We start from the raw sequence: 13,213 nt of genomic DNA, 5'->3' as shown, positions 1-13,213 counted from the left end.
GAGTGCGGCGGCCCGGCCCTCTACTTCTTCCGTGACCGGCTGGATTCGACGTGACCGCCGTGGAGCGGGGGGATGTGCGACGGCTGAATCCCCCGGGTCGCCGGGCGGGCGGTGCTCCCCGGTCCGGTCAGCCGGTGATCAGCTTGGACGTGATGCGGTCGGACGCCTTCTTGGCCTCTTCCGCCGGATCGCGGCCCTCCAGCACCGCCGTCATGTACGGCTTGATCGGGTTGTCCGCCTCGACGGCCGCCCAGTAGGGCGAGTTGGGGGTGGCCCGGCCCTCGGTGGCGCCTTCCGCCATCGCGGAGGTCCCCTCCTCGCCTTCGACGGCCTTCGCCAGGGCGGGCTTGTTCGGCACGTAGCTCATGGCCCGGGCGAGCTCCGTCTGCCACTTCTCCCCCGCGAGGGCCTTGACGACCTCGATGCCTTCCGCCCGCTGGTCGGCGCCCTCCGGCACGATGAGGTCGGACCCTCCGGTGAAGACGGCACCCGGCTTCTTCGCGCTCTTGCCGGGGATGGGGAAGTAGCCGAGCTTTCCCTTGAGTTCGGGGTTCTGCTGTTCGATCAGCGCGGCGCTTCCGGGTACGGAGATGATCTGGGCGACCTCGCCCCCGGCGAAAACGTCGGTCTCCGGAGGAGTCTGCTCGTCGGCGTCCTTGGGTCCGTCGCCGAATGCCTGGAGCGTCTTGTAGAAGTCCATGCCGCGCAGCGCGGCGGGCGAGTCGAGTGCGCCCTGCCAGTCGCCGCCGCTGTCGTCGGCCAGCTCGCCGCCCTCGTCCCAGACGAACCCGGCGAGTACGTACCAGTTCTGCCCGGCGAGGTAGATGCCCTGACGGCCGGCGGTGTTGAGCCGCTCGCTGATGTCCACCCACTCGGCACGGGTCTTCGGGAGTTCGGTGATCCCCGCCTGTGCGAAGAGGTCCTTGTTGTAGATGACGACGCGGTTGGCCGCGTACCAGGGGATCCCGTACTGCCCGCCGTTGACCTTGCCCGGTTCCGCGAGTCCCGGCAGCCAGTCCTCCCCGCCCAGGTCGCGGAGCGATTCCAGGGTGAGGTCGCGCAGTTCACCGCTCTCCGCGTACTGGGCGACCTGGGTGTTGCCGACCTCGATCACGTCCGGTGCGTCGTCGCCCTCGAGCGCCTTCAGGACCTTGGGGCCGATGCCGCCCCACTCCTGGAGGATGAACTCCAGTTCGACCGAGGGGTGCTCAGCCTCGTACGTCTCCTTGAAGTGGTCGAGGAAGCCCTGGGAGGCGCTGCCCTTCATCAGCCACACCGTCACCGTGCTGCTGCCGGAGCCCGCACCAGGAAGGTAGCCGCAGCCGCTCAGCACGACGGAGGAAACGAGCGCGACGGCTCCGGCCAGTATGCGGATCTTCACGGGGGTCACCTTCTGCGAAACGGCACAACAACAGGACAGGACCCGGGTGGGGGGACTGCGGGCGGCGCTCGCACGGGCATATGAACCGGAGTTTGGTATGGACCAATGGGCAGGTCAAGCCCCCGTCCCGCCCCGGATCGCCACACGAATGCCTCGCGCTCCGACCCGGAGTGAGGCACCGTGGAACCACGAAAGGAGACATTAGATGACTAATCACACCTACCGGGTCACCGAGATCGTAGGAACCTCCGAGGAGGGCCTCGACGCGGCAATCCGTAACGGCGTCGCAAGAGCCTCCGAAACGTTGCACAATCTCGACTGGTTCGAGATGACGCAGGTCCGGGGCCATATCGAGGACGGCCGCATCGCCCACTACCAGGTGGGGCTCAAAGTGGGTTTCCGGCTCGACGAGAACGCCTGATCCGGTACTCCGGTCCGCACGGGGCCGCACCGGGCGTGGCGCCCGCGACCGGTCCCGTCAGGTGCGTCCTTCGCGCTCCTGGGCGTCCTTCAGCGACGGCGGGGCGACGGACCACCGGGCACGGACCACCGTGAAACCGGCCCGTTCCGCGGCGTCGCACACCAGCTCGTCGTCGTCGACGAGGACGCGCACCTCGCGTTCACGGCCCAGCCGTTCCAGGATCTCCAGCTTGGTGCGGCGGGCGGGCCGCCGGTCGGCGTTGCGCCGCATGTGGAGACCGCCCCTCGGCAGCCCCTGCCGCTCCAGCCAGGCCAGGGTGTCCCTGCGGCACCTCTCGGGCCGGCCGGTCAGATAGACGACCTCGCACTCCTCGGCGCTCGCCAGCACCAGGCTCACGCCCTCCTCCAGCGGGGGATCGTGGGGCGCCGCCGAGAAGAACCCGTCCCAGTCGCGTCGCGAGCCTTCGAGGAAGTGCTGCCGGTGGCCGCTGTCGGCGAGGGTTCCGTCGAGATCGAATACGGCCAGCGGCCGGGTGTCGTCGCTCACGGCGGCCAGCTTAGAGCGGTCCCGCGTCGCTCCTGACCCTCAGCGCCCCAGGGCCTTGCGCAGCTGCTCCTTGTTCATCGAGGACCGGCCCTCGACGTTGCGCTTCTTGGCCTCCTCGTACAGCTGGTCCCTCGTCGGCCCCTGCGCTCCGCTGTGGGAACGCTGCCCCCCGCGCTCGGAGGCGGACTTGGGGTCCTTGACCGAGGTACGGCTCGCGCTACGGGACTCTCCCGAGCGGGCCCGCTCCTTGTTGACGGTCCGCGCCGCGATCTCCTCGGCGCGCTTCGTGGACGTGCCGCGCTTCTCGGCACCTTCCTTGATGTGCTCGTACTGGCGTTCACGCTTGGCGTTGGATCCTGCGGGCATGGCACCTCTCCTCACGCTCGGACGACGGTGGCGGCCCACCGCACCCACTACCCCACACCTTCACACCTACGCCTGCCGGGCGGGGCGTCCGAACGGGGCACGGAGCCGGTCTCGCCGGTCGCGGAGCGTGGCCGTTCGAGATGCAGGCGGGCCCGGGCGCTGTTTCGCTGAAGGTGTCCGCTCCCCCACAGATCCAGGAGTGATCATGAGCGTTTCAGGTGAGTCCGGCGGCCGTGCCCAGCAGCTGCGTGCCAAGGCACAGGAACTGAACGAGGCCGCGGAGCGCGCCACCGACCCGGCGGAGCGTCAGCGTCTCCAGGACAAGGCCGGCCGTCTGCGGGAGCAGAGCGAGAAGGAGAGCTCCATGACGGACCGCGGCATGGACCCGATGGTGTAGGACCGGCGCCCCGCGCTGCCGGTGATCCGTCCGTGTGCGGGAGGATCACCGGCAGAAGCATGCCCACCCCACCGATCCCCCATGGAGCCCTGCCGCCGATGTCCACCCCTCATGATCCGTACGTCCGGGTGCGCGGCGCGCGTGAACACAATCTCACCGACGTGGACGTCGACATCCCGCGCGACACCCTCGTGGTCTTCACCGGCGTCTCGGGCTCGGGCAAGTCCTCCCTGGCCTTCGGGACGATCTACGCGGAGGCCCAGCGCCGGTACTTCGAGTCCGTGGCCCCGTACGCCCGCCGGCTGATCCATCAGGTCGGGGCGCCCGACGTGGGTGAGATCACCGGTCTGCCGCCCGCCGTATCCCTGGAGCAGCGCCGGTCGGCGCCCGGCTCACGCTCCTCGGTGGGTACGGTCACGACGCTGTCCAACTCCCTGCGGATGCTCTTCTCGCGTGCCGGCGACTATCCGCCGGGGGCCGAGCGGCTCGACTCGGACTCCTTCTCGCCGAACACCGCGGCCGGGGCGTGCCCGGAGTGCCACGGCCTGGGGCGGATCCACCGCACCACCGAGGAACTGCTGGTCCCGGACCCGTCGTTGTCGATCCGCGAAGGGGCGATCGCGGCCTGGCCGGGAGCCTGGCAGGGCAAGAACCTGCGCGATGTGCTGGACGCCCTCGGCTACGACATCGAGCGGCCGTGGCGCGAGCTGGAGCCCGCGGACCGCGCATGGATCCTGTTCACCGACGAACAGCCGGTGGTGACGGTCCACCCGGTGCGCGACGCGGGCCGGATCCAGCGCCCGTACCAGGGTACGTACATGAGCGCACGGCGCTATGTGATGCACACGTTCGCGGATTCCAGGAGCCGGACGCTGCGGGCGAAGGCGGAGCGCTTCCTGACGAGCGCGCCGTGTCCGGTGTGCGGGGGCAGTCGGCTGCGGCCGGAGGCCCTGGCGGTCACGTTCGCCGGCCGTACGATCGCCGGCCTCGTGGCGCTCCCGCTCACCGCCCTGACCGAGGTGCTGCTGGAGGCGGGCGGCGGGAGCGACACGGCACGCGTGCTGACGGCCGACCTGCTGGCCAGGATCGGGCCGGTCACCGAGCTCGGGCTCGGCTATCTCAGCCTCGACCGTACGGCCCCGACCCTGTCCTCGGGCGAACTGCAGCGGCTGAGGCTCGCCACCCAGCTGCGCTCGGGCCTGTTCGGCGTCGTCTACGTGCTGGACGAGCCGTCGGCAGGGCTCCACCCCGCCGACACGGAGTCGCTGCTCGGCGTACTCGGCAGGCTCAAGGACGCGGGGAACTCGGTCTTCGTCGTGGAGCACCAGATGGACGTGGTGCGGCAGGCCGACTGGCTGGTGGATGTGGGGCCGCTGGCGGGCGAGCACGGCGGCCGGGTCCTGCACAGCGGCCCTCCGGCGGAACTCGCCGGGGTGGCGGAGTCCGCGACCCGGCGGTTCCTCTTCGACGAGGACCCGCCGCCGGCCCGTGAGCCGCGCACCCCCACCGGGTGGATCACCCTGCGCGGGGTGGACCTGCACAACGTGCGCGGCGTCGATGCCGCGTTCCCGCTCGGGGTGCTGACGGCGGTCACCGGTGTCTCGGGGTCCGGAAAGTCGACGCTGGTCGGCCAGGTCCTGGCGGGTGTGCTCGCCGACCGGCGGCAGGCGGACACGGACGCGCCGGCCGCTCCGGAGGAGGTGCGGGGCTGCGCGTCGGCGGAGGGCCAGGAGGCGGTGGACCGGCTCGTGCAGGTCGACCAGCGGCCCATCGGCCGTACCCCCCGGTCCAACCTGGCCACGTACACCGGGCTGTTCGACGTCGTGCGGAAGCTGTTCGCGGAGACGGAGACGGCACGGGCCCGGAAGTACCGGGCGGGCCGGTTCTCGTTCAACGTGGCGGGCGGGCGGTGCGAGACCTGTCAGGGCGAGGGGTTCGTCTCGGTCGAGCTGCTCTTCCTGCCCAGTACGTACGCTCCCTGCCCGGACTGCCACGGCGCGCGCTACAACCCGCGGACGCTGGAGGTGACGCTGCGCGGACTCACGATCGCCGGGGTGCTGGACCTGACGGTGGAGGCGGCGGCGGGGTTCCTCGCCGGGACCCCGGCCGCCGAGCGCAGTCTGCGGGCGCTGCTGGACGTGGGGCTCGGCTATCTGCGCCTCGGCCAGCCGGCGACGGAGCTGTCCGGCGGTGAGGCGCAGCGGATCAAGCTCGCCTCCGAACTCCAGCGCGCCCGGCGTGGGCACACGCTCTATCTGCTGGACGAGCCGACGACGGGACTCCACCCGGCCGATGTGGAGGTGCTGATGCGGCAGTTGCACGGTCTGGTGGACGCGGGGAACACCGTGGTGGTCGTGGAGCACGACATGGCGGTGGTGGCCGGCGCGGACCGGGTGATCGACCTGGGCCCGGGCGGCGGCGACCGGGGCGGCAGGATCGTCGCCACCGGTACGCCGCTGGAGGTCGCCCGGGCGGCAGGGAGCCGTACGGCCGTGTACCTGGCCAAGGCACTGCGGACGGGCTGACTCCCCACCGCGGGGACGGGATCAGCGGCGCACCTTGCGGTTGGCGCGCAGCCATTCCTTGTTCATCGCGGTGATCGACGGCAGCGGGATGCCCTTGGGGCAGGCCGTGGCGCACTCACCGGCGAGGGTGCAGCCGCCGAAGCCCTCGTCGTCCATGGTGGCGACCATGTCGAGCACCCGGGTCTCCCGCTCGGGCGCCCCCTGCGGGAGCACGTTGAGGTGGTTGACCTTGGCGGAGGTGAAGAGCATCGCCGAGCCGTTCGGGCAGGCGGCGACGCAGGCGCCGCAGCCGATGCACTCGGCGTGCTCGAAGGCCGAGTCCGCGTCCGGCTTGGGCACCGGGGTGGCGTGCGCGTCGGGGGCGGTGCCGGTGGGCGCGGAGATGTAGCCGCCTGCCTGGATGATCCGGTCGAAGGAGGAGCGGTCGACGACCAGGTCCTTGACGACCGGGAAGGCCGACGCGCGCCAGGGCTCGATGTCGATCGTGTCGCCGTCCTCGAATGACCGCATGTGGAGCTGGCAGGTGGTGGTCCGCTCCGGGCCGTGGGCGTCGCCGTTGATGACGAGGCTGCACGCGCCGCAGATGCCTTCGCGGCAGTCGTGGTCGAAGGCGACGGGCTCGTCCCCGCCGAGGATGAGCTCCTCGTTGAGGGTGTCGAGCATCTCGAGGAACGACATGTCCTGAGAGATGCCGTCGACTTCGTAGGTGGCCATGGCGCCGGGCGCCTCGGCGTTCTGCTGGCGCCAGACGCGCAGGGTGAGCTTCATGCGTAGCTCCGCTGAGTGGGGTGGACGTACTCGAAGACGAGGTCTTCCTTGTGCAGGACGGGGGCGTCGCCGGTGGCGCTGAACTCCCAGGCCGCGGCGTAGGAGAACTCCTCGTCCCGGCGGGCGGCCTCGCCGTCCGGGGTCTGGGACTCCTCGCGGAAGTGGCCGCCGCAGGATTCGGCGCGGTGCAGGGCGTCGAGGCACATGAGCTCGGCGAGCTCCAGGTAGTCGACGACGCGGTTGGCCTTCTCCAGCGACTGGTTGAACTGTTCGCCGGTGCCGGGCACCTTGATCCGGCGCCAGAACTCCTCGCGGATCTGCGGGATCCGGTCGAGGGCCTTGCGGAGCCCTGCCTCGGTGCGGGCCATCCCGCAGAACTCCCACATGAGTTCGCCGATCTCGCGGTGGAAGGAGTCCGGGGTGCGGTCCCCGTCGACGGCGAGGAGGAGGTTGAGCCGGTCCTCGGTCTCGGCGACGGCCTCGGTGACCGCGGGGTGGCCGGCGTCGATCTCCTCGGTGTGCGGGTTGCGGGCCAGGTAGTCGTTGATCGTCGACGGCAGGACGAAGTAACCGTCGGCGAGGCCCTGCATCAGCGCGGAGGCGCCGAGGCGGTTGGCACCGTGGTCGGAGAAGTTGGCCTCGCCGATGGCGAAGAGGCCGGGGATGGTGGTCTGGAGGTCGTAGTCGACCCAGAGGCCCCCCATCGTGTAGTGCACGGCGGGGTAGATGCGCATCGGCGTCTCGTACGGGTTCTCCGCGGTGATCCGCGCGTACATGTCGAAGAGGTTGCCGTACTTCTCCTCGACAGCCTTGCGGCCCATGCGCGCGATGGCCTCGGCGAAGTCGAGGTAGACGCCCTGGCCGCCGGGTCCGACGCCGCGGCCCTCGTCGCAGACGTTCTTCGCGGCGCGGGAGGCGATGTCGCGGGGCACGAGGTTGCCGAACGCCGGGTAGATCCGCTCCAGGTAGTAGTCCCGCTCGTCCTCGGGGATCCGGTCGGCGGGGCGGTCGTCGCCCTTGGCCTTCGGCACCCAGATGCGTCCGTCGTTGCGCAGCGACTCGCTCATCAGCGTCAGCTTCGACTGGTGGTCGCCGGTGCGCGGGATGCAGGTGGGGTGGATCTGGGTGAAGCAGGGGTTGGCGAAGTACGCGCCGCGGCGGTGGGCGCGCCAGATCGCGGTGGCGTTGGAGTTCATGGCGTTCGTCGACAGGTAGAAGACGTTGCCGTAGCCGCCGCTGGCCAGGACGACCGCGTCGGCGAAGTACGTGTCGATCTGCCCGGTGACGAGGTCGCGGGCCACGATGCCGCGGGCCTTGCCGTCGACCACGATCAGGTCGAGCATCTCGGTGCGGGAGTGGAGCTCGACGTTGCCCGCGGCGATCTGCCGGGAGAGCGCCTGGTAGGCGCCGAGGAGGAGCTGCTGCCCCGTCTGGCCGCGCGCGTAGAAGGTGCGGGAGACCTGGACGCCGCCGAAGGAGCGGTTGTCGAGGAGTCCGCCGTACTCGCGGGCGAAGGGGACGCCCTGGGCGACGCACTGGTCGATGATCTCCACCGAGATCTCGGCCAGGCGGTGGACGTTGGACTCCCGGGCGCGGAAGTCGCCGCCCTTGACGGTGTCGTAGAAGAGGCGGTGCACCGAGTCCCCGTCGTTGCGGTAGTTCTTCGCCGCGTTGATCCCGCCCTGTGCGGCGACGGAGTGGGCGCGCCGGGGCGAGTCCTGGAAGCAGAACTGGACGACGTGGTAGCCCTGTTCGGCGAGTGTCGCGCCGGCCGAGCCGCCGGCCAGGCCGGTGCCGACGACGATGACGGTGTGCTTGCGGCGGTTGGCCGGGTTGACGAGCTTGGCCTCGAAGCGCCGGGTGTCCCAGCGGTCGGCGACCGGTCCGGTGGGCGCCTTGGTGTCGGTGACGGGCTCCCCCGTCGTGTACGTCGTGTAGTCGGCCATGTCAGCTCACCAATCCGGTCATGACGGCGACGGGTACGGAGATGAAGCCCACCGTCAGCACTGCGGCGAGCAGGTTGGCGAGGGTCTTCAGCACCCGGTCGCGGGTCGCGCTGCCCGCGCCGAGGGTCTGCGCGGCGCTCCAGAATCCGTGCTGGACGTGCAGCCCCAGGGCGAGCACGGCGACGATGTAGATGACGTTCCCGTACCAGGTCGAGAAGGTGTCGAGCACGTTCTGGTAGGGGTGCCCCGACTGGAATCCGCCGGAGTGCACGGTGCCGGTCGTGAGGTCCAGGATGTGCCAGACGATGAACAGCGCGAGGATGATGCCGCCGTAGCGCATGGTGCGCGTCGCGTAGCTGGAACGCGCCTTCTTGTGCACGTACGCCGTCGGGCGCGCCCTGAGGTCACGTCGGCTCAGCTGGTACGCGGAGACGGCGTGCAGCACGACTGCCACGACGAGGACCACGCGGACGATCCACAGCGCCCACTCGTAGTGCAGGAAGGGCTCGCCGAGGGTCCGGAGCCAGTGCGCGTAGTGATTGAACTCGTCGGATCCGAAGAAGATCTTCAGGTTGCCCAGCATGTGGACCGCCAGGTAACCGAGCATGATCAGGCCGCTCACAGCCATGATCGTCTTCTTGCCGACGGACGAGTCCCAGAGCGTACGCGTCATCGACGGCCGTCGGTCCGTCCGCGTTGCCAGTGCCATGGACACGACGCTAGAGGCGGAGGGCATCATCAGTCCAAGACATGAAACGACTCATCTCCATAGGCATCGGCTATGGAGTTCGCTATCGTCGGGCGTATGCACTTCCAGCAGCTCGCCTACTTCGTGGCCGTGGCCGAGGCCAGACACTTCACCCGGGCCGCCGAGGAGGTGCACGTGTCGCAGCCCTCCCTCTCCCAGCAGATCAAGGCCCTGGAGAACGAGCTGGGTGCCGAGCTGTTCAGCCGGGCGCGCGGCAACATCGCGCTGACCGACGCGGGCGAGGCGCTGCTGCCGCTCGCCCGCAGGATCCTGGCGGACGCGGACACCGCGCGGCACGAGGTGCAGGAGCTCGTACAGCTGCGCCGGGGGCGGATCAGGCTCGGTGCCACCCCGAGCGTCTGCACGGGGCTGCTGCCCGATGTGCTGCGCGCCTTCCACGGCGCGCACCCGGGGATCCAGCTCCTGATCGAGGAGGGCGGCTCCCACGACCTCGTACGGCAGCTGGCGCGGGGCGCCCTGGATCTCGCGCTGCTCGTGCTGCCCCTGCCCGCGGCCTCACCGGCGCTCACCACCGTGGAGCTGCTGCACGAGGACCTGGTGGTGGTGTCGTCGGCGTCCCGCCCCGCGCCCGGGCGGAAGGGCTCCGTACACGTCGCCGACCTCGAGAACGAGCCGCTGGTGATGTTCCGGCACGGTTACGACCTGCGGGAGCTGACCGTCGCCGCGTGCCGGGCGGAGGGGTTCGAGCCCTCGTTCACGGTGGAGGGCGGCGAGATGGACGCCGTACTCGGCTTCGTACGGGCGGGCCTGGGGATCGCCGTCGTACCCCGGATGGTCGCCGTCCGGGCGGGCCAGGACCTCCGCACGACACCGCTGGCCTCACCGGGCCTGCGGCGCACGATCGCGCTGGCGCACCGCAGCGACGTCGAACCGCCGCGCGCGGCGCGCGAACTCCAGCGGATGCTCCTGGGGGCGGGGCCGCCCGCCGTCTCCTCAGCCGCCGGCGGGTCCGGCCCCGGCGGCAGCTGAGGACGGGAGGTCAGACCGCGTCCGCCAGCAGCAGCGAGTGGATCCGGTCCGGGGCGCCCGGCCGCGCGTAGTACCAGCCCTGGGCGGTGTCGCAGCCGAGCTGCCGCAGCTGCTCGGCCTGGGCGCCGGTCTCGACGCCCTCCACGGTGACCGCGAGGTCCAGGCTGTGGGCGAGCGAGACGATGCCCTCGACGATCTTCAGGTCGACCGGGTCGGCCGGGTGGTGCTGCATGCCCTGGGTGAAGGAACGGTCCAGCTTGAGGATGCTCACCGGCAGCCGGCGCAGGTTCGCCAGGTTCGAGTAACCGGTGCCGAAGTCGTCCAGCGCGATGTCGACGCCCATCTCCGCCAACTGGCGCAGCGGCTTGAGCAGATCGTCGTCCGCACCGATCAGCGCGGACTCGGTGACCTCCAGGCAGAGGGCGCCGGCCTCCAGACCGGAACGTTCCAGTACGTCGACGGTCTCGGCGACCAGGTTCGGGTGGTGCAGCTGGGTCGGGGAGAGGTTGACGTTGATCCGCAGGGGGCCGCCGTCGGTGTGACGCTCCTGCCAGAAGTTCGCCTGCCGGACGGACTCCTCCAGGACCCAGCGGCCGAGCGGCACGATCAGCCCCGTGTGCTCGGCGAGCGGGATGAACCGGTCCGGGCCGAGCACACCGTGCTGCGGATGGCACCAGCGCACCAGCGCCTCGGCGCCGTGCACGCTGCCGTCCCCGAGGTGGACCAGCGGCTGGTACTCGATGAAGAACTCACCGCGGTCCAGCGCCGCGGGCAGCGCCGTGGTCAGCCCGTGGCGGGTGATGGCGCGGGCGTCGGCCTCGGCGTCGGCGAGTGCGAAGCGGTTCCCGCCCGCCGCCTTGGCCCGGTACATCGTGATGTCGGCGCTGCGCAGCACCTCGGCGGCGGTGCGCTCGCCCGACGGCCCCTCGACGACGCCGATGGATCCCCGTACGGTCAGCTCCCGGCCGTCGAGCCGGATGGGTGTGGCGAGCGCCGAGAGGATGCGCCCGGCCAGCTCGTGGACCTCGTCCTGGGTGCGCGGTCCTGTCGTGAGGGCGACGAACTCGTCGCCGCCGAGCCGCGCGACCATCTCGCCGGGGGCGGTGGCGCAGCTCTGCAGCCGGTCGGCGACCTCGACCAGGAGCCGGTCCCCCGCCGCGTGGCCCAGGCTGTCGTTGATCGCCTTGAAGCCGTCCAGGTCGAGGTAGCAGAGCCCGAAGCGCATGCCTTCCCTGGGCGCGAGGGCCTTCTCCAGGCGCTCGAAGAACAGCGTCCGGTTGGGCAGGCCGGTGAGCGCGTCATGGGTGGCTTCGTAACGCAGCCTCAGGTTGAGCAGCCGCCGCTCGGTGGTGTCCTCCATGAGAGCCAGCTGGTACTCAGGCCGCCCCTCCGCGTCCCGCAGCAGTGACACGGTGAGGTTGGTCCACAGGACGGTGCCGTCGTTGCGGTAGTACGGCTTCTCGACGCTGTAGTGCTCGCGCTCGCCCCGTACCAACTCGTCGTAGTACTTCCATACGTACGGCGAGTCCTCGGGGTGCACCCATTCGTTGACCTTGTGGCTGCGGACGTGGTTCTCCAGGCCGCCGAACATCCGGGTGAGGGTGTCGTTGATCTCCAGGATGTTCCCTTCGAGGTCGGCGATGCCGATCCCGATGGCGGCGTCCTTGAACACGGCGCGGAAGCGGGCCTCGGTGGCGTGGAGCGCCTGCTCGGCGTGCGAGCGGGCGGTGAGCGCCGAGCGGGCGATCGCCTCCTGCTCGGCGAGCGTCCGCTCACGCAGCGCCTGGGTGAAGCCGCCGGCCAGCGCGTGCTGGATCCGCGCGCACCGGGCCCGGCTGTCCTCGGTCGACAGCTCCACCGGCCCGTTGCCGCCGCAGTAGAGGACCAGGTAGGAGTCGACGACGCCGAGCGTGGAGCTCAGGGCGTCGGGATCGGTGCAGTGTGCGGCGACGAGGGAGGCTCCGACGCCGTGCGCGGGCGTCGCGTCGAAGACCCGGGTGTGCAGGATGTCGCTCAGCTCCCGGGCGAGCGGCAGCAGATGTTCCTCGAACTCCGGGCGGGACAGGGAGGTGGCCGTGGACGGGAAGATCGCCCGGCTCCAGATGGTGGCGAATCTCCGGAGCCGGCCCTCGGGGCCGTCGGGTTCCGCGTCCGGCGCGCCTGACGACTGGGCGGGAATGCTCACGCCTTGCGCCCAACCCCGCCGAAGCCCGAGAAGGCGAACGGGTCCTCCTGCGCGAGCGATCCGGGGGATTCGGGACGCCACTCGGGCATGGAGACCAGCCCGGGCTCGACCATCTCGTACCCCTCGAAGAAGCGGCTGATCTCGGTGCGCGAACGCATGATCAGCGGATTGCGGATGGTGCGGTAGACGCCGACCGTCCCGCCCGCCTCCTCCTCGGTGAGCGGGATCCCCTCGTACGAGGCGTGGGTCAGGATCAGCAGGCTGCCGGGGGCCAGTGCGTCGCGCAGCTCGGCGACCGCCGCGTACGGGTCGTCGGTGTCCTCGATGAAGTGGAGCACCGCCACCAGGAGCAGCGCCACCGGCTTGTCCAGGTCGAGGAGCTCGTTGATCTGCGGGTCCGCCAGGATGTCCTGGGGCTTACGCAGATCGGCGGCTGCGATGACGGCCCGCTCGTTGCCGTCGAGCACCGCCTGGCTGTGTGCGACCGCGACCGAGTCGTGGTCGACGTAGGCGATCCGTGCCTCGGGATCGGCCGCCTGGGCGACTTCGTGAACATTGCCGAAGGTCGGGATGCCGGAGCCTATGTCCAGGAACTGGTTGACGCCCGAAGTCGTCGCGTAGTGCACGGCCCGCCGCATAAAGGCCCGATTGGCCTGCATGACCTTGGGCAGGCCCGGCATGAACTCCATGGCCTTGCGGGCCGCTTCCCTGTCCACCTCGAAATTGTGCGAACCGCCCAGATAGAAGTCGTACATGCGAGACACGCTCGGCACCGAGATGTCAATGCCTTGCGGTGCCCAGGCGGGACGCTCCATCGATGTCTCCAACAAGTCGCCACGGCGATCCGGCCATGTTCATGGTCAGTGTTGACCAGAGGCTACTGATCGACCGCCAAGAGAGCGAGTGGAAACGGAAATTAGAGATCCGTTATTGGTCACAC

Annotated in this window: 12 protein-coding genes; 4 read left to right on the top strand and 8 right to left on the bottom strand. The window is 70.4% G+C overall.

The features are described 5' to 3' along the window. Positions 1–127 precede the first annotated feature (127 nt). The gene (locus tag ACIRD8_RS28135) at positions 128–1,381 is read right to left on the bottom strand and encodes an extracellular solute-binding protein (protein ID WP_403997310.1); all 1,254 of its coding nucleotides are present in this window, start codon (positions 1,379–1,381) and stop codon (positions 128–130) included. A 205-nt stretch (positions 1,382–1,586) separates the two neighbouring features. On the opposite strand from ACIRD8_RS28135, the gene ACIRD8_RS28130 reads away from it, so the two are divergent. Next, a complete protein-coding gene (locus tag ACIRD8_RS28130; RefSeq protein ID WP_403997307.1) occupies positions 1,587–1,802 on the top strand; it encodes a dodecin in 216 nt (71 codons plus the stop codon). Positions 1,803–1,859: 57 nt separating this feature from the next. Here ACIRD8_RS28130 and ACIRD8_RS28125 read toward each other — a convergent pair whose 3' ends face one another. Continuing rightward, positions 1,860–2,348 carry a hypothetical protein gene (locus ACIRD8_RS28125; protein WP_403997304.1) on the bottom strand — a complete coding sequence of 163 codons (489 nt, stop codon included), beginning with the start codon at positions 2,346–2,348 and terminating at the stop codon, positions 1,860–1,862. Between the two features lie 39 nt (positions 2,349–2,387). Further along, positions 2,388–2,714, bottom strand: a complete 327-nt coding sequence (locus ACIRD8_RS28120) for a plasmid stabilization protein (protein ID WP_403997301.1) — start codon at positions 2,712–2,714, stop codon at positions 2,388–2,390. Between the two features lie 205 nt (positions 2,715–2,919). Here ACIRD8_RS28120 and ACIRD8_RS28115 point away from each other — a divergent pair, with 205 nt between their 5' ends. Together ACIRD8_RS28115 and ACIRD8_RS28110 are read left to right on the top strand one after the other, a co-directional pair. Beyond that, positions 2,920–3,111, top strand: a complete 192-nt coding sequence (locus ACIRD8_RS28115) for a DUF6381 family protein (RefSeq protein WP_403997298.1) — start codon at positions 2,920–2,922, stop codon at positions 3,109–3,111. A gap of 98 nt (positions 3,112–3,209) precedes the next feature. Beyond that, a complete protein-coding gene (locus ACIRD8_RS28110) occupies positions 3,210–5,636 on the top strand; it encodes an ABC transporter (protein ID WP_403997295.1) in 2,427 nt (808 codons plus the stop codon). A 21-nt stretch (positions 5,637–5,657) separates the two neighbouring features. Here the strand turns inward: ACIRD8_RS28110 and ACIRD8_RS28105 are convergent, their stop codons facing one another. From ACIRD8_RS28105 to ACIRD8_RS28095, 3 genes are read right to left on the bottom strand one after another with little or no spacing between them, the layout of a single operon-like run. Beyond that, a complete protein-coding gene (locus ACIRD8_RS28105) occupies positions 5,658–6,404 on the bottom strand; it encodes a succinate dehydrogenase/fumarate reductase iron-sulfur subunit (RefSeq protein ID WP_403997292.1) in 747 nt (248 codons plus the stop codon). After that, entirely contained in the window at positions 6,401–8,350 is a 1,950-nt protein-coding gene (locus ACIRD8_RS28100; protein WP_403997289.1) for a fumarate reductase/succinate dehydrogenase flavoprotein subunit, read from the bottom strand. Before ACIRD8_RS28100 ends, ACIRD8_RS28105 begins: the two co-directional genes overlap by 4 nt. 1 nt (position 8,351) lies before the next feature. Further along, positions 8,352–9,059, bottom strand: a complete 708-nt coding sequence (locus tag ACIRD8_RS28095) for a succinate dehydrogenase (RefSeq protein ID WP_403997286.1) — start codon at positions 9,057–9,059, stop codon at positions 8,352–8,354. A gap of 96 nt (positions 9,060–9,155) precedes the next feature. On the opposite strand from ACIRD8_RS28095, the gene ACIRD8_RS28090 reads away from it, so the two are divergent. Continuing rightward, positions 9,156–10,088, top strand: a complete 933-nt coding sequence (locus ACIRD8_RS28090) for a LysR family transcriptional regulator (RefSeq protein WP_403997283.1) — start codon at positions 9,156–9,158, stop codon at positions 10,086–10,088. Between the two features lie 10 nt (positions 10,089–10,098). On the opposite strand, the gene ACIRD8_RS28085 is transcribed toward ACIRD8_RS28090, so the two are convergent. Both ACIRD8_RS28085 and ACIRD8_RS28080 read right to left on the bottom strand, forming a co-directional pair. Further along, on the bottom strand, positions 10,099–12,273 hold the full coding sequence (locus ACIRD8_RS28085; protein WP_403997280.1) for a putative bifunctional diguanylate cyclase/phosphodiesterase: 2,175 nt from the start codon (positions 12,271–12,273) through the stop codon (positions 10,099–10,101). Then, positions 12,270–13,088: an SAM-dependent methyltransferase gene (locus tag ACIRD8_RS28080; protein WP_403997277.1), complete on the bottom strand. Its 819-nt coding sequence runs from the start codon at positions 13,086–13,088 to the stop codon at positions 12,270–12,272. Before ACIRD8_RS28080 ends, ACIRD8_RS28085 begins: the two co-directional genes overlap by 4 nt. Positions 13,089–13,213 lie beyond the last annotated feature (125 nt).

The organism is Streptomyces sp. NPDC102451, from assembly GCF_044765485.1.
Lineage (GTDB): Bacteria > Actinomycetota > Actinomycetes > Streptomycetales > Streptomycetaceae > Streptomyces.
Note: the sequence above shows the minus strand (reverse complement) of the source record. Positions and strands in the feature narration are given on the sequence as shown.